Genomic DNA, 23,245 nt, shown 5'->3' with positions numbered 1-23,245 from the left:
TTATATTGCCGAATACCAAAATTTAAACTAAACTAGCAAGCTATTATTGTTTAATATTTACTAATTAACGATGAATTTTCTTAAACCTGCGAAAGCTCTGCCTTTATTAGCTAAAGAGCAAATTCAAAAAGCATACCCTCATTGGCGCCTAAGAATGTTTTTGGTAGCCTATATAGGTTATTTCACATACTATTTTGGTCGTAGTAGTTTCGATGTATCAAAACAATATATTACAACCTTAACTCCAGATGAGCTTGGACTAATTGGAGCGGGTTTAGGTATAGCTTATGGTATAAGTAAATTTTTGATGGGAAATATCTCAGATAGAAGTAATGCAAAGATATTTTTGGCTATTGGATTATTTATCACAGGGCTTATAAACCTAATATTACCTAGCTTATTATCATTAGGCGTACTTGTGTTATTCATTGCTATGCTTATCAATGGTTGGGTGCAAGGTATGGGATGGCCAGCATGTGCACGTATTATGACACACTGGTTCTGTGCTAATGAGCGCGGCACAAAAATGGGAATCTGGAATACTGCTCATAATGTCGGAGCAGGATTTTTAGCTATTGCGGTTGTACCTATTGGTCTACTAATATTCAATGATAACTGGCACGGTCTTTTTTATGTTGCTGGTGCAATGTGTATATTTGTATCAATATTAGTTCTAATTTTTGGTGCAGATACTCCTCAATCAGTGGGTTTACCAGCTATAGAAGTATACAAAGGCTATACAACTTCAGAAGCTCATCATGAACAAGAGTTTTCAGCTAAAGAAATCTTCTTTAAATATGTCCTAAATAATAAATGGGTTTGGCTAATTGCATTTGCAAATGCTTTTGTTTATTGTGCTAGATATGGTCTTTTAAGCTGGTCAACATATTACCTTGTTCATGTTAAACACATGTCAACAACAACGGGACTTTTGGGATTTGCATTATTTGAGTTACCTGCGATTCCAGGAACTATAATAATTGGCTGGATAACAGATAAATATTTTGGTAGTCGTAGAGCTCCTATGGGTGTGATATGTATGCTTTTATTTATGGGTGCTTTGTTTGTATACTGGTACAGTGATACTGCTTGGGTATTACTACTTTCATTATCTGCTATGGGTGTACTTATCTACGGACCTGTTGCTTTGATAGGAATATTAGCCTTGGACTTAGTGCCTAAAAAAGCTGGTGGTACTGCAGCTGGATTCACAGGATTGTTTGGCTATTTCTTAGGTACAGTTGGAGCTCAAGCAGTGATTGGTATTATCGCAACTATGCTAGGTTGGGATGCTGTATTTATATTCTTATTAGGCTCTTGTGTAATTGCTACTGCATTATTAGCTATCTGCTGGAATCTTAGTTATAATCAAGCTTCTGAAAGTTAAATACAAAGACTTTAATGTCTACAAAAATATTTAAATCATTCTTATTTTTCATACTAACAATTCACTTAGCATTCTCATTTAACTCTGAAGAGTTAAATGAAAAACTAAATAACTCAATAAAATATCATAATCTTGAATCAGCACTAATTGGGATCAAAATTATTGACTCTCAGAATAAAGCCGTTATTTTTTCAAAAGACTCTAACAAAAACTTCATGCCCGCTAGTAACACTAAATTATTAACGGGCATCTCAGGATTACTATTTCTTGGTAAACACTTTAAATACTCAACTGCTATATATTATGATTATATTAATAATCATACCATTAACAATCTCTATATTGAGTTTTCAGGTGACCCAAGTTTTACTACCAGGGACTTGAATAAACTTTTAATGAGCTTACAAAAAAAACATATCCTCAGCATAAAGAATATCTACTTTGTAAACCGCTACTTTAAAGGGCGTGATACACCCATCAATCAAAGCAATACTAGTTCTATATTTGGTTACGGAGCCCCAAGCTCAATATATAACTTGAATGAAAATGCAATAACCCTTCAACTTACACCAAGCTCTAACTCCTTCAAAATAAAGCAAACTGATGGTGAGACAATTAATTTTATGAATAAGTTAGTTGTAGCTAAACCAGAGCAACTAAAGACTTGCCAATTTAGCTCTAATTATGTGGATCATAAACTTGTTCTTAGTGGTTGCCTACCATTAAACAACTATACCTTTAGCTTTGCCATAGAAAATCCTCAACGACATATGCAACAAGCTGTCTTAGCTCAACTTGCACAGCTTAAAATTTCATCATCCAAACAAATAAAAGTCACAAATAAACTTCCAAAAAATCTAATATTTTTAGCAGATCATAAATCAGCTAATCTAACAAAGTTGCTAAAACATATGCTTTTAGTATCCGATAATCTTTATGCTCAGACAATCACAAGAACTATAGGCTATAAGTATAATCAAGTCGGAAGTATCGTATCCGGCAAAAATGCTATTGGTGAAATACTAAAAAGTAAGCTTAAAATTGACACTAGTCAAATTCAAATTGAAGATGGTGCTGGAATGTCAGATAATGATTTATTATCAGCTGATTTTATTAGTAATCTATTACAACAGATATCTCAGCATAAGAGTTTTGAGCTTTTTAGGAGTCTACTACCAATATATGGAGAAACCGGTACACTTAAAAATCGCTCAAGCATCATATTAAAAGGCAAAGTTTATGCAAAAACCGGCACCGGAACAACTTCAGTTTCTCTATCTGGATATCTTTACACTAATGATAAGCAATATATATTCTCAATATTGATTAATAACCTCAAGGACTCACAAAAACAAGCTGCTATTACTGTAGAAAGAGACTTGCTTGAGGGCATCTGCTAGAATTACGATAAAATAATTTATTGAGCTTTAATAATGACTAAAAATATTTTAATAACAGGTGCTAATGGTGGAATTGGATCTGCCATCGCATTAGCTGCAGCAAAAGCTGGTTATAATGTTGGTTTACATTATAATAAAAATCATGAGAATATTGATAAGCTAAAAACTCAGCTATCTAGCTACAATATCAATATATCAACATATTGTGCTGATATAGCAAATGAAGAAGATATCAAAAAAATGTTTGATGAGTTTATATCTGACCACGGCTCCATGTATGCGCTTATAAATAACGCTAGTACGATTTTTCATACTTCCCGTCTAGAGGATATGAGTATTGATCGTTTACAAAAAGTATTCCAAGTAAATGCTATTGGGAATATTCTATGTGCAAAACATGCTATAAAAAATATGTCGCAAAAATATGGTTATAGCGGTGGTAAGATTATTAATATATCATCTGGTGCATCTCGCTCAGGCTCGCCTAATGAGTATATAGATTACGCTTGTACCAAAGGTGCAATTGATACTTTTACAAAAGGTTTATCAAAAGAACTAGCTGATGAAGGAATCCTTGTAAACTGTATAAGACCTGGCTCTACATATACAGATATCCATAAACTATCTGGTGATGCTGCTAGAGTTGATAAAATCAAACACAAAATCCCGCTTAAAAGAGGTGGTTATCCTGAAGAGATTGCTAGTGGAGTTATTTGGTTATTATCAGATGGTGCAAACTACTGCACCGGTACTATTATTGATATCACTGGTGGACTGTAGAATATAAGATTATCAATTGCAGAACCCATTACAATATAAATTATATTAATCATAATTTATCTTAAACACATATTAAATTAATAAAATATTTACTTAATGTATGCTATGATTTAAAGCATTTCTTTTATCTCATTTAAATAAGAATATGATAAAAAAATATATTAATGCTTACTCATTAGTTGAATTATTAGTAGTACTCGTAATCACAATAATACTTGCTATAGCTACTATTAGTTATTTTAAAATGGATAAATACTATCAAAACAATCAGATTAATGAAATTTATACTCTAATGAAAAAAGCAAGGATATCTGGACTACAAAATAATAAAGATGCGGTTATTTGCTCCTCAAATAATGGCATAACTTGCGATACAAATAATTTATGGACAGGCAAATTTATCATTTCTTTTATCAGTAACGATGGAACAAGTGAGTATAATTCTAAAGATGACTATTTACTTGGACATGTTGAGACACCTAACCCAAATTTTTATTATCAATGGAGTCGCTTTCCAACTACATCATTTATAAAAATAAAAGGAAAAGGCCATAGTTTAGATGGAACTCTAACATTATGTCAAAAAAATGATGCCTATAAGAGAATATTAATTAATTCTACAGGAAATATTAGCATCGAAGATCCTCTAAATAATGATGCTTGTAATATTTAATATATTTTTGTAATCCCAAATGGTGATGGAGCATTAGTTATATTTATATCATCTAAATCAGATACTATACTAGTTTTATACATATTAGGGTCATACTCAACCCTTACATTCGAATCTGTTGTTAATGCATGACTATATACAGCTTCTTGCTTAGAAATACTATATACGTATGCAACTACAGAAAAATCAAATTTTTTCTCAATAATTACTAGAGTATTTTCATCCAAAGGTATTATTTTACTTATGTTCTCATAACTATCTACTGATAGTATCTCAGAGAGTGAATTATTATCTATATTTATTTCATAAATTTTTAAAGTATCATTATTAGAATTTTCATGAGATGCATATATAAGAAAGATACCCTTATTATTTTTTATAATAATAGGAATAGAGTTAATTTCTGAAGTTGCTACTATAGAAGTATTAAGATTTTGTAAATCAGCATCTAATATATCAATAGATGAAAACTTATCACCTGAAGTACCAGACTCCATTGGAATTACTATCACTTTATCTATAAACTGATTATTATTAATTGATATTGGAATAGTCACAATATTGTTTAAAGTAATGCCCGTATCTATTGAAACAGATGATCCCATATTACTATATTGATCATTTTGTAAAGATGTTAACTGTAAGTTTATGACTGAAGAAGATTCCTTTTTTGTTATTAGATTATACATTCCACTATCAGTAGGAACAAAATTAATCTTTACAAATGCAAGCACCATATTAGGAATTATTATCAATAATATGTTTATAATAAAAATTCTATATATTATTCTCATTTTTTGATTAAACTCCTAAATATGCTTTTTATATTTTAATTATTTATCTGCTAATTTAATTTTTTCAGAACAGCACTTATTAATTAAAAATTAATTATTTTTATAAAAAATACGTATTAACATTAAAATTATAACATAATAAAATTTCAAATTTGTCAACTTATAAAAGTACAATATTAATAATAAATTTGCAAAATTTAAAATTTAAAATATAATATTGAATATTAAATTAATACATAGTTTATTTAAATTACTGAGATAGTGTAAAATGCTTAATAATTCTTTAAGACATAAAGATATAAAAGGACTTTCCTTTGTTGAATTAATTGTTGCCATGACTATTATATGCTCAAGTATACTAGCTTTTGAATTTGCATTATATAAAACTTTTAATACCGTAAACTCTATAAATAAAAATAAAAATTTAACAAATCTTATTAACAATAGATTTAATGAATTTATTATAACTGGAAGTTTAGATACTACTCCTACAAATAATATTGATATTCAAATATCAGGAAGTACCTGGATATTTCAAAGTAAAAATGATCCTAATTTAAAAATGAGTTTAAATATTTAAATGATTTATTCAAAAAAACATAAAGGAATATCACTAATAGAAGTTCTTCTTACTATTACAATTATGATATTTGTATCAACATTAATTATACAAAGTCTCTATCAAATGCATACAGGCTATAAATCCTCTATAGAAAAATTTAATACATTTAATAGAAATATTGAAGCAAGAGCTATTTTTCAAAACTTAATAAATAATTCTTATATTAGTGGTAATATGATTTGTTCATTTTTAATAAAAAAAAATGTCTCCGTAGATCAAACCCTAGAAATTAACCCCTTTGATTATCCCCTAATTTATGCACAACAAGCTCCATTAATTAGTGATAAAGATTATCCTACTAATGTACAAATTGGAACAGACATCTTAGTCCTTCAAACGATTGATTCACCACAAACTCTAACATCTCCTATATCTAGTGGCGATCAAAGTATCTTAAGATTAGTTGATGATAATACCTCTAGTGTTGAAAGTGGTACATTTATGATGTTAACAGATGGACAAGAAGAAACACTATTAAGTGCTAGTGAAACTGCTACTGATAATGATAACCTCATTCACTTATCTAAAAAGATAGATCATAGTTTTCCATCTGGCTCGGTATTATATACAGATTATAGTTTCAAAATCATATACATTCGAGATACTGGTCAAAAAGAATATGCATTATATGAGATATTTTATACAGGAAGCAATAAAGTTAGCGAACAAATACTACTTAAAGGTGTTTCTGATCTACAGATAAGTTATAACTTGAATAACACGTGGCAAAGAGTTGCTCCAGAACAAAATGCAAATGATCAATATAAAAGATTGTGGAATAGAGAAGTAAAAGGAATAAAAATAAACTATTTATTAGATGGCAAAGAACAAGAAGCCATAATCTCTTTTAACGAAGTTGGTGGACCATTTTAAAATGAGACGTAATATTAAACTAGCGAAATCACAACAAGGGGTAGCTTTAATAGCAGCTATAAGCATAGCGACTATTATGTTACTTGTAAGCTATACACTATTTAATATTTCATATTCAAACTCAGTATTAAGCAAGAATCAAACAGAAAAAATCCATAAAATGTCTTCTATGCAAGAAGCATTTACCAACAGTATAGCAAATAGTTCTTTTGATTATTCAGAAAATCTAATACTTCCTAAGATTGCAGAATATAGAGATATAGAAAGTGGTAAATATTTTTATGAAACTACAAATAGTGACTTAAATGAAGCCAGCTTACAAGTAAAACCTTTTATTTTAGCAGGTGATGGATATACGACAAGAGCGTTAGACTACTATATAAAACTAACTATAAATAATTACGAGAAAAACGTAAATATTAGAGTAATTAGTAACAAATATATAAGCCAAGATAATGTTATAGACCGATCTTCAATTTCACTAAATATTCCAGCTGTAGATTATCATGCTCTATCACAAATACAGCTTAATTCAAATGATACTCTTACTAATGCAGATGTTGGGTACATAGGAGATTTATCTATTAACAATGATAATGAACTTACTTTTACAAATACTGATGGATCAAAACATTACCTTAATTTACCATCAAATTTCACTGGCATATTTAATTTATCACAAGGATGGTTGTTAAATAACGGAGTTTGGGAAGTATCAATTGGAGTATATAATATAAACTCTTCCCAAGGTTGTATTATAAAATCTTCTTTAGACGATTTTATTGCTGATATATCTGCTTTAGAGTGTGTACCTATTGAGGAAGATACTGACATAAATTATGAAGATGCTAGATATCCAAATCCTTTAAATTTCCCAATGTGTATTGCTAGAGAAATATATAATAAAGGAAATATATGCCATGAGGATGGAATACTATTTATAGCTCATACAAATAATGCTCAAGGACTACCATTTGAAAATGCTGCTAATTGGAGAGTTTATTATCCTGATCCTGATTGGGTGGCTCCATATACACAAGGTGCCTACTATAGCGTGGGAGATCTAGTCGTATATGATAGTATTTTGTTTGAAAATACTCAAGATGGTGAAAATCAAGATCCAAGTAATAGTAACAGTGGTTGGCAAGTTAATGGTATATATGGTTTTAGTAAAAATATTGATAAATATGCTAAAGGAGAAGTTGTCATATATAATGGAGAGTTTTTTCAAAAAACAAGTAATAGCAAAAATAAATCTCCGAATAATACACGACACTGGGAAAATCTTGGCTCAACACTAACACAAGATGAAATCGATCAATTGCCTACAGAATTGCAAGGGCAAGTTATTGCCGGAATGAGCGCTACAGATATTAAGCCATATAATATAATTTTTCCGTATAGAGATGAAATTACCTCTCCATATTCAAACAATATATTAGCTCAAGAATATCTAAACTGTAATGGTGCATATCCAAGCATTGATACATCGATATATAAACAATGTATTAATGGCAACCAATATAATACAGGGGACATATGTTATGAAAACAATCAATTGTTTATAGCTCAATATTGGACAACGAGATCTCCTTTTAATGATAGTAGTTGGAGAATATATACCCCACCTAATTCAGATTGGGTTGTACCATATAGTGGCAATATTACATATGGAGATACCTCTATAAAAGTCATATTTGATGGTAAACGATTTGTTAATAAATGGTGGGCTAGTAAAGGTTTTGATCCATATAATAGCAATGTATGGAAAGTAGACGACATATATAAGTGGCATGATTCTATTACATATATGGCAAATGATATTGTAATTAGAAATGGAACTTTTTATTCAGCTAAATGGGAAAATAAGTTTGAAGATCCTTTATATTCTGGAAAATGGGGAGCATGGAGTAGTCTAGGCAATACTTATAATGGACAGACAGCACAGGAAATTCTGAGTTATTGTGATACTTGGCCTAAATAAAAATTTGTAGGAAGATAAAATATGAAAAATTATGGTATATCTATTGTTTTATTTATTATAACTTGCTCTACTTGCTTTGCTCTAAAAAATGGAGTTTTAACAAATACGGGAAGATGTGAACTATTAGAATACTCTTATGGAACAGAAAATATTAAATATAATATATCATGCACCTTTCCAACTACGCATATACGACTTCGTGAGCTACCAACTTTTTATACTACATCGAGCATAAACTTATCTGAATGCAAAGCAGCTGGTGGAATACCATATCAAGAGTATGGTAATTTAAAATGTGGTACTCAAAGTGATTTAGATCAAGCAACTATCAATAATCAAAGATATATTGATGCTGTAGAATTAGTCAATAGTCCTAGTGGCTCTTGGGGAGGAGTATCAGGATCATCCCCAGGAAGATGCGATTGGGCATATATAAGCCTAACAGGTAATCCTGGAGATCGTTACGGTGGATTTGTAAGTGCAAGATGTCCTCATCCTAATGGTGTTCATGATACAACCTATATGTACTTAGAAGGATGTGATCCAACAAAAGGATTACATAATAATCATGCGCACTTGGTCTGTTCATGTAAATCAGGATATACTAGAAAATGGGTAGGATCTTATACGCATGCATGTATCAAATAAATATAATTTTCCAAAAACATCTAAATTACTATTTATTTTCTATCTATAAGAATTTGTTATAGAGCTTATAACCATATACTATTTGACTAGACTTTTTCATTTACATACAATCACTTGTAGACCTTAATTTTATTTTAAACATAGGATTTGGTTTAATTTAGAGAATATAAGAAAAATCTTGTATTAATAGTTAACTTTATAGTAAGGAAATCACCATGCTAAAAAAAATTGTAACGGCATTAGGAATGTCAGGTATGCTATTAGCAACCAGTAGTGCTATTGCTGATGACAAAAATACCGAAACAGCTACGCCTCAAAGTGTAGATTTATCTCCACTTCGCAATTTGAATAAACTCGATAGTCCAATGGGAAAAAATTACAACTATCATCAGTCTTTTAAAAAGCTAGATACAGAACAGCTTAAGAAAGATATGCAAAATCTTTTAACCCAATCTCAAGACTGGTGGCCAGCTGACTTTGGTAATTATGGGCCATTTTTTATTAGACTATCTTGGCATGATGCGGGTACTTACAGAGTAGTAGATGGTCGTGGTGGTGCTAATCGTGGTCAGCAAAGATTTTCTCCTCTAAATAGCTGGCCTGATAATGTTAACCTTGATAAAGCAAGACAGCTTTTATGGCCAATCAAACAGAAATATGGTGATGCTGTATCTTGGTCAGATCTAATTGTTCTAGCTGGTACAGTTTCTCTAGAATCTATGGGTATGCAGCCGATTGGTTTTGCCTTTGGTAGAGAAGATGATTGGCAAGGTGATGATACAAACTGGGGGGTATCTCCTGAAGAGCTAATGTCTAGCAATGTCAAAAATGGCAAACTTGCTCCAGCTTATGCAGCAACACAAATGGGACTAATATATGTAAACCCAGAGGGGCCAGATGGTAAACCGGATATCAAAGGTGCTGCTAGCGATATTCGTCAAGCATTTGGCGGTATGGGCATGACAGATAAAGAAACTGTAGCTCTTATTGCTGGTGGACATTCATTTGGTAAAACTCATGGTGCAGTTCCTGAAAAAGATATCAAAAAAGATATTGGTCCTGCTCCAGATAAATCTCCTATTGAACAGCAAGGTCTAGGCTGGCATAACAGTTATGGTACAGGTAATGGTGATGACACCATGGGTAGTGGTCTTGAAGGTTCTTGGACTTCTACACCGACTTTCTGGAACCATGACTTCCTACATAACTTGTATAATCTAAATTGGGAAAAAACTCATAGTCCTGCTGGAGCTCACCAATGGACTCCTACAGATGCTAAGCCAGAAAATATGGTTCCTGATGCTCATAAGCCAGGAGTAAAACATAAGCCTATTATGTTTACAACAGACTTAGCACTAAAAGAAGATCCAATATTTAATAAATATGCTGAAGAATTCTATAAGAATCCTGAAGAATTCAAAGAGGAGTTTGCTAAGGCGTGGTTTAAACTGACTCATAGAGATATGGGTCCAAAATCTAGATATATAGGTCCTTGGATTCCTGAACAAAACTTTATATGGCAAGATCCTGTACCAGTTGCTGACTACAAGCAAGTATCAGCTCAAGATATCGCTCAACTTAAGCAAGATATCATAAACTCTGGATTAACAAATCAACAACTTATAAGAACTGCTTGGGATTCAGCTTCTACTTATCGTAAAACCGACTATAGAGGTGGATCAAATGGTGCAAGAATTGCTTTAGCTCCTGAAAAAGATTGGCAAATGAATGAACCTGCTAAACTTGAAGTTGTTCTTGCCAAGCTTAAAGAGATTCAAACTAACTTTAACAATAGCAAAACTGATGGCACTAAAGTATCATTAGCTGACTTAATAGTACTAGGTGGTAATGTAGGTGTTGAACAAGCAGCTAAAAAGGCTGGCTATAGTATAGAGATACCATTTGTACCAGGTAGAACAGATGCTACCCAAGCTCAAACTGACATTGCTTCTTTCAACTATCTAAAAACAAAAGCTGATGGCTTTGTAAACTATAGTGACGGTAGTCTAGCATCTAATAAACTACCTCAGGCATTAGTTGAAAAAGCAAGTATGCTTAATTTAAATATCCCTGAAATGACGGTATTAGTTGGTGGTATGCGTGCACTAAATGTAAACTACGATGACTCTCAAGAAGGTGTATTTACCAAAACTCCAGGTCAGTTAAATAATAACTTCTTTGTAAACTTACTTGATATGTCTACAAAATGGGAAAAATCTGACACAAACAATGGTGAGTATATCGGTATAGATAGAAAAACTGGTGCACAAAAGTGGACTGCTTCTTCTGTAGATCTAATCTTTGGTTCAAATTCTGAACTTAAAGCTGTGGCTCAAGTTTATGCTGAAAATGGTAATGAGCAAAAGTTTGTAAACGACTTTGCAAAAGCTTGGCATAAAGTCATGATGCTTGGCAGATTTGATGTTCAAGAATAATTATTCTTAATCTCTTTATCTTTCTTACTACTAAAATATTGCATATCTAATCATTTACTCTAATATTTAAATATAATCACAAATTATATTCGAGTATATATGGCATTAAATCTTTATCATGAAAATGATTATCTAAGACAAAATAATGATATATCAAAAAAAGATAACTTTTCTCCTTTTAGAAGGGATTATGCTCGTGTTGTCCACTCTTCATCATTTAGAAGACTTCAAGCAAAAACACAAATTTTCCCTAGTTTTGAAAATGACTTTTTTAGAAATAGGCTTACTCACTCTCTAGAAGTAGCGCAAATAGCTAAATCTATAGCTGTTAAACTCAACACAGAACATGGTCTAAATTTAGATTATGATCTAATTGAAACAGCAGCACTCTGTCATGATATTGGTCACCCTCCTTTTGGTCATAATGGTGAAGTTGCCTTAAATAAAAAAATGCGTAATTTTGGTGGTTTTGAAAGTAATGCTCAGACGCTACGACTAATATCACATACTGCGAAAAAAGATATTGATCAGAAGCAAACTTTTGGTTTAAACCTAACATATAGAACTCTCGCAGCAACTATAAAATATGATCAGCTTATTCCACCAATTAGTGATCTAGGTAAGCTTACGAAGGGCTACTATAATGAAGAATCAAGACTAGTTGAAGATATCAAACATAAGCTCCTCGAGCCCTATGGCATAACAACTACAGAAAACTTCAAAACTATAGAATGTTATATTATGGATGTAGCAGATGATATTGCTTATTCAACTTATGATGTCGAAGATGCTCTTAAAGGCGGATTTATAGATCCACTATCTATGGCAAGTATTGATAACAAGCTTCTAGACAAAATCTATAATGCAATGCCTAACGATTTAGAGATAACCAAGGATGAAATCCAAAATATCCTCAAAGATATATTTTCAGATTATATTGATTTCAATGTAGATAGCACGGAGATATACAAGATATCAAAAAATATTGCTAATAATAGCTTGTTACGTACAAAACTAACCTCAAAACTAGTCAATAGTTGCATTCAAAATATTGAGCTAGACCTAAACCTAGAAGTTCCTATTATTTCAAAGGTATATTTAAATAATGAAATTAGAAAACAAGTCGAAGTACTTAAAAAATATATTTTATTTAAAATAATAAAATCACCTAAACTTAATGTCTTAAGGTATCGTGGTCGAGAGATAATTTCAGAGATTTTTGATATTTTGATTAGCTCAACTCCGGATGAAAGCCTACTACCAGATGATATTGGTGCTATATTCTATAACACTCATAGCTCTCATGGTAAAGCTAGAATAATAAGCGATTACATATCATCTATGACCGATAGATATATAATAGAACTATATAATCAATTCAAATCAGATCCTTCGGCGATGATATTTAAGCCTTTTTCATAAACCAACTAGCCGTAGCAATCCCAAAAAATGATACAGCTCCAGCAAATACAACTAAATACACCGGTACTAAAAGGCTATTAGTTGTAGCTATAAGTGATATTGTCAAAGCGGGTATACCTGCAGAAAATATCAGATATCCCAAATTATAGGCAATACCATAACCACGACATCTATACTCTAATCTAAAAAAATTTGTAATAATCACATTGTATGTTGAAGCAAAAAATCCCATTATAATTGACAAAATAATAAAACATGCAAAAACATCAGTTCCGGCAATCATATTTTTATAGAAGATTGGGGTTACTGCTATACTTATCAAAATCAATAGCGCCATCATCTTAGACTTAGATACATAATCACTAATAAAACCACCTAACAAACAACTAACCGCCATAATTATAGAACCAGTTAGAAGTAAACTAGAAATATCATAATTTGACTCTACATACATTTGTTTATACGCAGGTAAAAACATATATAGCTGAGTAGTTAACATAGCAATACAAGCAACTAAGGCTATACCAACAATTACTTTCACAATAAACATAGAGTTTTCAGAGCGAGGTTTATCTAACATTTCAGTAACTTTAGGAATATCTACAATATTTTTTCTCAAGAAAAATAATATAAATGTAAAACAAGCACCTATTAAAAATCCAATCCGCCAACCGTAATTTTCGATAAAGCTTTGGCTAGTAAAATGATTTAATATAAACAGTACAAGTGATGTCATCATAATCCCAATACTCAAACAACAAAACACTATACTTGTCATAAAGCCTTGTCTTTGAGGGTAGTTCTCGACAATATATACTACTGATACTGGTATCTCAGCACCTACTGCCAATGATTGTATACAGCGCAATCCAACAAACAAAATAGTAGCTAAAACACCAATACTTTCTATCGTGGGTAAAAAAGCTAATGCTAGAGTCGCAAAAAATAGTAAGAACATATTAAGCCTCAAGACAAATGCTCTACCCTTCTTATCAGCGATATATCCAAATCCCCAAGCACCAATAGGACGCACAAGATATCCAACGATATAAACTAAAAAAACCAGTAAAGTATTGCTTACAGAACTACTTTTATCAAAAAACTTACTACCAATAGCTACAGCAAATACAGAATATATTGCAAAATCATAGAACTCAAAAGCAGCACCTAATGATGAAAATAGTAATCTATTATAGTTTTTCATTAATTTTCTAATATCTAAGTTTAAAGATTTTAGTATATATTAGTGAAATAATAACGATAATCAAATATTAATTAGCATAAGCAGTAGATAGCTCCATCAACTCTAAAGTTACACTATAATTGTCTAGATTAACTTCAGAATTTAATAATTGGCAAATTTTAGCTTTCAATTGTTGTGAGATTTCTTCTAGATGCTCAGGCTTTCTTCCTTTTAGAACTTTAATCTGCACATGGATTACATCTAAGCTATCATCTCCTGCTACACTACTAAAACTGTACCTATAAACTCTACTTTTAAAGGTTTCTAATCTAGTTGGTAACTTCTCTACCAAAAATTGCTGCGCTAAATTTATTACCTTCTTTGCTAATTCCGTATCAAACTGTTGAGGTACTTCTAAGATTATATGCGGCATTTAAACTCCTTTTTTAATATACTGACCTAGTGGAGGCATCAAAAATACTGTTCTAGCTATATAGAATAATATTAGCGCAATCCATAAGCCATAATTTTCATAGGGTTGTAATAAAAAAACAAAAGCAATATACACTCCTGCTGATAAAATCATCGCATTTCTCATTGCTACAGTTTTTAGGAGTCCTACAAACACACCATCTATCCAAAAGCTAAAACTTGCAAATAACGGCATAAGAAATGAAAAAATGATATATTTATTTATCTGAATCCTAACATCTACAATATCGGTAAAGATTGATATTATATAACCACTAAAAGTAAAATAAACTATAGATAAAACCAGAGTTAGTATCATACTTTGCACAAATGTTTTGTAAATAGTTTCTCTCAATAGGCTAGTATTTTTATCAACGTACGCTTGAGCAACTAACGACTCAGTTGTATTAGCAAGAGCATCTAGAAACATCGCAAAAAACATACCTATTTCTACAAGTATAGTATTCGCAGCTAAAATAGTTTTCCCGTAATTCGAAGAAAATATATAAAAAGAATTAAATGCTAATAATAAACATAAAGAACGCACAAAAATATTTATATTAAGTTGAAGAAAAGGCATATAACTACCAAAATTTAAGAGCTTAAAATCTACCAACTTTTTGATACTAAAACTACCTGATTTATAGAAATATCTAAATATTTTTGTACTCAGATAAATACTACAACTAGCAGAGGCTATAACTAAAGAAACTGCTACACCAACAACATTGTAATTTAAAATAACCACCAAGAGTGTGCTCAGCCCTATTGCTACACTCATATAGATAATAGAACTATAAAGTACTACTCTAGGATTTCCAACACCGATAAAGAAACCAATAAAAATATAATTTAGTAATGAAAAAAGCAAAATATAAATAGCAACATTATAAAAGTTTTCTAATAACATTTTTATATCAAATGAAGTATTTACTATTTTTAATACAGCAATCAAAATCACACTTTTAAGACTAAAAACAATTATTGATATTAGTAATGCTATTAACACGGCCTTTATAACTATTTCTAGCATCTTTTCAAGATTATTTAATGACTGAGCTATCAACCCTGTCAAACTCATTCTAAAAAATGAAAACATGAAACAAATAACATTTATTATTGAAACTCCTAAGCCTATTGCAGCAAGATAATTGCTGTCACTGAGATGACCAATTAATGCAGTATTGACAATACCAACCATTGGTAAAACTAGATTTGATAGTATAAGTGGTAAAGATAATAAAAATATTTTTTTGTGCATCTAAAGAATCAAAAATCTACTTATGAACAAAATTATAACATTTAAAAATATATAACAATTCCATTAGTTATATATATTTTAGCTATTAGTTTTTACAGCCAGCTATTAGTTTTTGATAATTAACAATTTATGACAATATGTTATATTGTGTCGCAATCAATAATACATAACCAGCTTTAAAGAAAAATTAATATTTATTTATGCAAATCATAATAAACATCAGGAAAAATATTTTTTTCTTGATTAGCTTTATTTCGTAAGCATAAAATTAATTTGTAAGCAATACGCTTACGGTTATTAATACTTGTATTAGGAGAATTCCATTATGAAAAATAAACTTAAACTAACACCTACTATGGTTTGTGCTTTGATAGGTATAGGATCATTTTCAATAGCTAATGCTACTGATGCTTGGTCTACTGCAAACCTAAAGTCATATGTTGCAGGCTCTCAAGTAACTGATGGTGGCAAAACATATAAGTGTAAAGGCTGGCCAGCTTCTGGTTGGTGTCAAATTGCTGCATATAAGCCTAGTGGAACATATGGTTCTGATGCTTGGGATGTTATTGGTAATGATCCATCTCCGACTCCGGAGCCTACACCAGAGCCAACTCCGGAACCGACTCCTACACCAGACCCAGTAAATCCTGGTGATTCAGTACAACAATGGGATGCGAATACTGTATACAATCCAAGCGACAAATCCAAACCTTCTCAAGCTATATATAATGGTAACTTATATACTGCTAAATGGTGGACACGCGGAGAAAATCCTGGCCAATCTGGACAATGGGGGGTATGGAAAAATGAAGGACCTGTAACTGAACAAGGTAAAGCAACTGTCTCAATAGTACTACCTGCAAAACCTGACTTCATCGCAAAAGACAAATTAGCAGATGTTCAGATCCTAAAAGATGGTCAAAAAATAGCAGAATCAACTAATGCTAAATGGGGTTCTACTACTAATCTAGAAGTTGTAGTTGGAAATAGCTCAGATTTAACAGTAAGTGTACCAGCTATTGATGGTGCTACAGGTTCTGCTACACCAGCCTCATTCACTCTTGCTAAAAATGCCTCTAAAACAGTCAATATAGAATACACAGCTCCTAAGCCTGCCGAAGAAGGATCTATCAAAATAAATGCCTCAGCGGAAGTAACAGGCAACCCTACAGCTACGTATACTCTTAAAGATACCAATGGAAACGTTGTTAGTAATGGCAATCTTAAAATCAATGACTCTACAACTTTAGATCATATCCCTTCATCTGAAAGTGGTACAGGCTATACTCTTACTATAGGTAGTTTTACAACTAATGGTTATAACTATACTCCTAGCAAGACTTACGCTATAACTGTTACTAATTTTAATACAACAGCAGTTGATGTTACATTTGCTAAGAAACAGGTTCCTACCGAGAGTATTTCGATAGCAGTAGAAGGCCTGCCAAAAGATAAAGCAACAACTCTTACACTAACTAACGAAAATGGTGATACTAAAGAAGTTGATATTAAGAGTAACTCTTCAATTACTGTAGAAGTACCAAAAGACGGAAATACTTGGAATATTGCAGTAGCCGCAATTGCTGGATTTAAACTTGCTGTGACTCCAACATCTTTCACAGCTAACCAAGATACTCAACAAATCTCACTAAAAATTACTGAAAATAGCTCGTCAAAAGATGGCTGGCCTGATAGAGTTGTTGTAGGTTATGTTAAAGGCTACAACTCTACATGGTATAGTCAACCAGATACCACAAATCAAATGATTTCAACAGCTCTTGACAGAGGCTACAATGTACTAGTATATGCTTTTATTGGTCAAGATACTGACGGTACAGTTTTCTTTGACAGTCCTTTTGAGGTAGATAACATGCAACTTAAATGGGAAGATAGCCTAATTGCCCAGCTGCCTACTCAAATGGAAACAATTCATCAAAAAGGTGGTATTGCTTTAATAGCTATTGGTGGAGGAGTCAACTTCTTCAGACCTGATATGAGTGGAGAAAAAGCAGTATCTGCTGGTAAAGCTATGGGTAAATTCATTGCAGAACACAACTTTGATGGTTTAGATATAGATGTTGAGCACCCTGTTGGATCAGCTAAAATAGATGCAAACTTCTTACGCTATATCGAAGCAACTAGAGCCGAGTACAAAAACATCACTGGTAAAGACATGTATCTAACGGCAGCTCCTCAAATACAAGGTTGGTATGGAAGCGGTCAATGGGCAAGTGGTAGTGCTAAGTTTGCTGAACCTATGTATACTCAAAACTTTGTAAATAATGCTCACTTTGACGCTTTCTTTATACAAACATACAACCAGTATGGTGGTGCTAACTTCTCTGGACTTAAAGGACAAGATGTTGGCTTCTTGACCAAAACATTTGAGCTACTAAGCCCTCAAACACGCGATAAAATGCCTGGCGTACCTGCTGACGCATTTTATGTACCAGAAGAAACAAAGATAGTCTTAGGAGTACCAAACTTTAAAGATCCATCAGTATCTGAGTCTGAGTACAGAACAGGAACTTGTTTAGCGACAGCTGAATGCTCAGGTTCAGGATTATACAAACCTGCTGATATAACTAAAGACATTACTAACGGTGGTCTTGGTAACTATAGTCAATACGGCGGTGTAATGACTTGGATTCTAAATTCAGATGACTATCAAGGCTGGACTTGGGTTGATGGCATCAAAGGAGTAGCCTATAACTAATTCAGTCTAAAATTCTCAATTATCTTCTATAATTAAATTTCCTGATATAAATTTTAGCTTTTTAGATTAGTACTTTGCTTTACATTAACAACCTGTAGGGCAAAGTCTCTTAAAGAATTACTGTTTTATTATTGTAAATAAAAATTCTATCATTAAGAACTAGGCTCAAAGCTGTTGATAAGACATTTTTTTCAACATCATGTCCAGCATCTCGCATGTCTTGCCATGAGTAATTATGATCTACCCTAATTATATCCTGAGCTATAATTGGTCCTTCATCCAAGTCATCTGTGACAAAATGACTAGTTGCACCAATTATTTTCACCCCTCTTTCATAAGCCTGCTTATAAGGATTAGCCCCGATAAATGCTGGTAAAAATGAATGATGAATATTAAGTAACTTACCTTGAAATTGCTCAACAAAATTTGGAGACAATATTCTCATATACTTTGCAAGTACAATTACATCATAATCATAAGTTCTTATGATGTTTTGGACTCTTTCCTCATGTTCTTCTCGAGAAATCCTCTCATGAGAAACATACTCAAATGGGATATCAAACTTCTCTACCAGATTCTTAAGATTATCGTAGTTTGATATTACTGCGGTAATATTCGCATCTAGTTTTCCTTCCGCATGTTTTATGAGCAAATCCCCTAAGCAATGCATTTCTTTTGTAGCCAAGATAACTATATTTTTCTTAGAAGAATCTACTAGTTTAATCTCTGAATCAGTAGGTAAAGTACTCTCTAAATCAACCAGCATTTGCTCAATATTTACTTCTCCAGAAAACTCAGTACGCATAAAAAATTTATTATGCTGTTTATCAACGAATTCAGAGTTTCTCTCAACATTGAGATTATTTTCATAGATAATTTTTGAAACTTTATAAACCAAGCCTTTTTGGTCATCTGTCTCAATCAATAAGCGATACTTTTGCATTATATATTTTTAAAAGAAATTAATAGTAACCATAAACTATAATACATAATTATTATTTTAGTTAGATTTTTAGTTATTTTTTTGACTTATTTAGTTCCAAATATCTTATCCCCAGCATCACCAAGACCTGGAATTATATATTTTTTCTCATTTAGATGACTATCTATAGATGCTGTGTATAACTCAACATCTGGATGAGCATTCGCTAATGCTTCTATACCTTCTGGCGCAGATACCAGAGTAATAATTTTGATATCTTTTGATCCTGCTTTTTTTAATAATGTAACAGTCTCAATCATAGACCCACCTGTCGCCAACATTGGATCCACTATTAGTGCCACTCTCTCATCAAGCTTATCACAAAGTTTAGCAAAATAAGCCACTGGTTTAGCAGTTTCTTCATCTCGATACATACCAACCATACTAACTTTTGCAGCGGGTACATGCTCAAACACTCCATCCATCATACCAAGTCCAGCACGAAGTATAGGTACAACAGTCAATTTCTTACCTTTAATTTGATCAACTTCAATATTTTCACCTTGCCAGCCTAAAATTTCTGTTTTTTCAAGTTCAAACCCTGCTGTGACTTCATAAGTTAATAAGCTAGTTATTTCCTGAGTTAATCTTCTAAACTCTTGTGTGCTAATCACCGATGCGCGCATAAGACCTAATTTATGTTTAACCATAGGATGATTGATTTCAACTACTTTCATAATTTTCTCGAGATAGACTAATTTATTTAATTATAACAAAAGTTTATTAAATTAAGTGTTTTGAATTAGTTTATTACGATCTTTAAAATAAATAACCTCCTTACTGAATATTCAGGAGGTATATTGAAATAGGAAATAATATTATTTAGAATTTTTAGACAAAAGATTATTACTGTTTTTCCCAAACATTGCTGTTTGACGGAGTATCTCCTTGAGTCCACCATTTAGCTTTGTATGTAGATCCTTGATAAGTCACTGTTTGACCTCCAGAGTAAGCAACGCCACTCTCCCAAGCACCACCAGCTACAATAGGTTTCTTCCAAGCGCCACCATCAGAAGGCTTGTTACCTTGAGTCCACCACTGTGCTTCATAACTTACACCATTATAAGTTACTTTATCGCCTTTATTATAGACTTTTGTAGCATCCCAAGTACCTGAAGCTGATGAGTTATCATTATCATTACCTTGGTTTGTATCAGTATTACCTTGATCTGTGTTTCCTTGATCATTACCCTGGTCCGCGTCATCACTTTGGTTATTATCTTGGTTATCAGTCTGACCAGAAACTGTACGCCATACACCCCACTGACCTGTTTGAGTAGGATTCTCGCCTTGAGTCCACCATTGCGCTTCATATGTTACACCATTCATAACTACTTTGTCGCCTTTGTTGTATACTCCATCAGCTGTCCAAGTATTTGCTGCTCCATTATCAGTATTTTGATCATCACCTTGATCTTGATTTTGATCATCGTTATTGTTTTGATCATCATTCTGATCTTGGTTTTGATCATCAGCTGGTTCTGCACCTACAGTCTCAAAAGTTAGACTATCTTCTCTAGATGTAGCAGATGTATTTGCGATAACCTCTACATTATATCTTGTTCCTTTTTCTAAATTAGTCAGTACATAATTAAGGGCTGTAATATTCTCAGCAACCACATCACCATTAACTACTATCTTGTATCTAATAGAACCATCTAATTCTGGTTTATTCCATGATACTGTCGCTGAGTTTTCTGTAATATCTGTTACCGAAACATTAATTGTGTCTGATGCATAGACCTTAGCAACCGCATTTATTAATGATTTATTTGGATCTGTAGAATCATTGTCTGCTTGCCAGAACATAGTACCACCAAGATTTCTACTCTTAGTATATTTAGTCTTTTCACCTACAGACCATACGTCATCATAAGTTATAAATGATTTAGTTGATGGACTATATGCCCAAGGTTGCATAGCAACTTTACCATATTTGTTAAATACATCAACATTATGACTAATATCATAATACTTAAGATTAGATAGACCACTAACAGGCTTAGCTGTACCACATCCTGTTACAGGATCATTTACTGGATTCACTAGACATTTATAGTCAAATACACCAGCTTCGTAGTCACCAATACCTGGTGCTGTAATAGTCTGGAATAGACCACCATCAACATCACTATCAACCGTCATTGATCTAGCATATAACGGTAAACCAACAATTAACTTCTTAGCTGGCACACCTGCTGCAATATACGCATCTACAGATCCTTTGATTGACCAACCACCTTCTTTACCAATAGCTTGATCTAGAGTTACTCCATCAGCTGCAACATCAGTAACATTATCAACAGCATCAGTAGGACCTTTTCCAGCTGAGTACACTCTATTACTATACGGAGTATTACTAGGGAAATCAGTTGACGCTTGGAAGTATGCAGGGAAACCAGTACCCCAACCACCTTGATAGTCATAAGTCATAATATTGATTTCATCCATCAGCTCACCAGTTTGCTTCCAGAAATCTGATACGCTATTTGGATTACTCGGATTTTCCATTGCCTCGATACGACTTCTAGCACCGTTCACAGCTATAGCAAGATAGTATTTTTTACCATCTGCTTTACCTGCCTTGTCCAATTCAGTACGAAGAACTTTGAAGAAAGCCAACATCTTCTTAGCTGGCGCCACATCATTACCATAATCTGACCACCACTCCCAGTCGATATCAATACCATTAAAACCAAGCTTACGCATTAATTCAATCGACTGATCTGCAAAGTTTTGCATACTTTGCTGACTAGAAGCTAGCTTTTCAAACATTGGAGCCGTTGTAATTCCATTATTAGTCCAACCACCAAACGACAAGAATGACTTTAAGTATGGATACTTTTTAGCTGCTCTAGCTGCTGCAGACAGACCCCATGAGTCTGCTGAAGCATCTAATGTTTTGATATTACCAGTATTTTTATCAAACCCTATAAACGCATAAATTATAGTGTTTAACTTATCGTATTTGAAATCATACGGATTATATTTACGACCCCAGACAGCCCACTGTGCGTAGTATGCAGCATTTGTATATCCTGGAGTTGGATCCTCACAGACATTGTTTTCACACGGTCTTTGAATATCTAGATCTTTACCATCTACTTTTAGACTGCTTACGATGGGAACTACTACCCCTGGCAGCACAACTGCATTACCAGAGTCTGTACCCATGATGTCACATGACTGGCTAAAGTTAAATGATGCAGTATCATCTTTTAATGTCATTTTTGTTACAAAATCACCACTGGTATTCTGAGTAGTATCAAAATTAACATTATCAACAGTTGTACCAAAACAATTACCCCAACCTGCTTTAGGTTTAAAGTTACTTGTAAATTCAACTGTTTTACCAGATGCCACATTATTAATACTTAAAACAATTTTATTATTATAGTCCTTAAATGGTGCTTTAAAATCATAAGTTTTAACATCATTTACTGGAGCCGCTTCAGCTACTGCAAAAGAACCAACGCCCATCAAAGCGCATACCATTGAAACTAATTTTGTTTTGTTCATGAATTTCTCCTTATACAAACATTAATAACTGTAAGTTTATTGCTTACAGATTCATTTTATGCTTATCAAATCAAGCAAATCAAGCAAATTTTTTT

The 23,245-nt window shown here is 32.5% G+C and carries 18 protein-coding genes; 11 read left to right on the top strand and 7 right to left on the bottom strand.

The genetic code is table 11. The features are described from left to right. Positions 1-70 precede the first annotated feature (70 nt). The 4 genes from FQ699_RS03290 (at position 71) to FQ699_RS03275 (ending at position 4,240) form a co-directional block, all read left to right on the top strand. Positions 71-1,387 (top strand): MFS transporter, encoded by a 1,317-nt coding sequence (locus tag FQ699_RS03290; protein ID WP_146421116.1) that lies wholly within the window; start codon positions 71-73, stop codon positions 1,385-1,387. A 14-nt stretch (positions 1,388-1,401) separates the two neighbouring features. Continuing rightward, a complete protein-coding gene (dacB, locus tag FQ699_RS03285) occupies positions 1,402-2,787 on the top strand; it encodes a D-alanyl-D-alanine carboxypeptidase/D-alanyl-D-alanine endopeptidase (protein WP_146421115.1) in 1,386 nt (461 codons plus the stop codon). Between the two features lie 33 nt (positions 2,788-2,820). Then, positions 2,821-3,567: an SDR family oxidoreductase gene (locus FQ699_RS03280; protein WP_146421114.1), complete on the top strand. Its 747-nt coding sequence runs from the start codon at positions 2,821-2,823 to the stop codon at positions 3,565-3,567. A gap of 145 nt (positions 3,568-3,712) precedes the next feature. After that, positions 3,713-4,240, top strand: a complete 528-nt coding sequence (locus FQ699_RS03275; RefSeq protein WP_146421113.1) for a GspH/FimT family protein — start codon at positions 3,713-3,715, stop codon at positions 4,238-4,240. Here the strand turns inward: FQ699_RS03275 and FQ699_RS03270 are convergent. After that, complete coding sequence (locus tag FQ699_RS03270; protein ID WP_146421112.1) at positions 4,237-5,034, bottom strand: hypothetical protein; 798 nt, start codon at positions 5,032-5,034, stop codon at positions 4,237-4,239. The two genes, FQ699_RS03275 and FQ699_RS03270, sit on opposite strands and share 4 nt — an antisense overlap. A gap of 268 nt (positions 5,035-5,302) precedes the next feature. Here FQ699_RS03270 and FQ699_RS03265 point away from each other — a divergent pair, with 268 nt between their 5' ends. From FQ699_RS03265 to dgt, 6 genes are all read left to right on the top strand, one after another. After that, positions 5,303-5,614: a hypothetical protein gene (locus tag FQ699_RS03265; protein WP_146421111.1), complete on the top strand. Its 312-nt coding sequence runs from the start codon at positions 5,303-5,305 to the stop codon at positions 5,612-5,614. Further along, entirely contained in the window at positions 5,615-6,529 is a 915-nt protein-coding gene (locus FQ699_RS03260; RefSeq protein WP_146421110.1) for a pilus assembly FimT family protein, read from the top strand. A gap of 1 nt (position 6,530) precedes the next feature. Continuing rightward, positions 6,531-8,513, top strand: coding sequence for a hypothetical protein (locus FQ699_RS03255; protein ID WP_146421109.1), 1,983 nt, complete (start codon positions 6,531-6,533; stop codon positions 8,511-8,513). Between the two features lie 21 nt (positions 8,514-8,534). Then, a complete protein-coding gene (locus tag FQ699_RS03250) occupies positions 8,535-9,161 on the top strand; it encodes a hypothetical protein (RefSeq protein WP_146421108.1) in 627 nt (208 codons plus the stop codon). Positions 9,162-9,376: 215 nt separating this feature from the next. Then, positions 9,377-11,596, top strand: a complete 2,220-nt coding sequence (gene katG, locus FQ699_RS03245) for a catalase/peroxidase HPI (RefSeq protein WP_146421107.1) — start codon at positions 9,377-9,379, stop codon at positions 11,594-11,596. A 99-nt stretch (positions 11,597-11,695) separates the two neighbouring features. Further along, positions 11,696-13,018 (top strand): dGTP triphosphohydrolase, encoded by a 1,323-nt coding sequence (gene dgt / locus FQ699_RS03240; RefSeq protein WP_146421106.1) that lies wholly within the window; start codon positions 11,696-11,698, stop codon positions 13,016-13,018. Here the strand turns inward: dgt and FQ699_RS03235 are convergent. The 3 genes from FQ699_RS03235 to FQ699_RS03225 all read right to left on the bottom strand — a co-directional run bounded on the left by FQ699_RS03235 (position 13,002) and on the right by FQ699_RS03225 (position 15,933). Next, positions 13,002-14,222: an MFS transporter gene (locus FQ699_RS03235; protein ID WP_146421105.1), complete on the bottom strand. Its 1,221-nt coding sequence runs from the start codon at positions 14,220-14,222 to the stop codon at positions 13,002-13,004. The two genes, dgt and FQ699_RS03235, sit on opposite strands and share 17 nt — an antisense overlap. Before the next feature lie 67 nt (positions 14,223-14,289). Then, the gene (locus FQ699_RS03230; protein WP_146421104.1) at positions 14,290-14,634 is read right to left on the bottom strand and encodes a tautomerase family protein; all 345 of its coding nucleotides are present in this window, start codon (positions 14,632-14,634) and stop codon (positions 14,290-14,292) included. Next, on the bottom strand, positions 14,635-15,933 hold the full coding sequence (locus FQ699_RS03225) for an MATE family efflux transporter (protein ID WP_146421103.1): 1,299 nt from the start codon (positions 15,931-15,933) through the stop codon (positions 14,635-14,637). It lies immediately after the preceding gene. Positions 15,934-16,258: 325 nt separating this feature from the next. Between FQ699_RS03225 and FQ699_RS09880 the strand changes: the two genes are divergently transcribed. Then, complete coding sequence (locus FQ699_RS09880) at positions 16,259-18,649, top strand: glycosyl hydrolase family 18 protein (RefSeq protein ID WP_146421102.1); 2,391 nt, start codon at positions 16,259-16,261, stop codon at positions 18,647-18,649. Positions 18,650-18,758: 109 nt separating this feature from the next. Here FQ699_RS09880 and purU read toward each other — a convergent pair whose 3' ends face one another. The 3 genes from purU to FQ699_RS03205 all read right to left on the bottom strand — a co-directional run bounded on the left by purU (position 18,759) and on the right by FQ699_RS03205 (position 23,150). Next, the gene (gene purU / locus FQ699_RS03215) at positions 18,759-19,592 is read right to left on the bottom strand and encodes a formyltetrahydrofolate deformylase (protein WP_146421101.1); all 834 of its coding nucleotides are present in this window, start codon (positions 19,590-19,592) and stop codon (positions 18,759-18,761) included. 86 nt (positions 19,593-19,678) lie between these two features. Further along, complete coding sequence (upp, locus tag FQ699_RS03210) at positions 19,679-20,308, bottom strand: uracil phosphoribosyltransferase (protein WP_146421100.1); 630 nt, start codon at positions 20,306-20,308, stop codon at positions 19,679-19,681. Positions 20,309-20,477: 169 nt separating this feature from the next. Continuing rightward, positions 20,478-23,150, bottom strand: coding sequence for a glycosyl hydrolase family 18 protein (locus FQ699_RS03205; protein WP_146421099.1), 2,673 nt, complete (start codon positions 23,148-23,150; stop codon positions 20,478-20,480). Positions 23,151-23,245 lie beyond the last annotated feature (95 nt).

The sequence above is a fragment of the Francisella salimarina genome, from assembly GCF_007923265.1.
Lineage (GTDB): Bacteria > Pseudomonadota > Gammaproteobacteria > Francisellales > Francisellaceae > Francisella > Francisella salimarina.
This window is presented reverse-complemented; position numbering and strand designations above follow the sequence as displayed.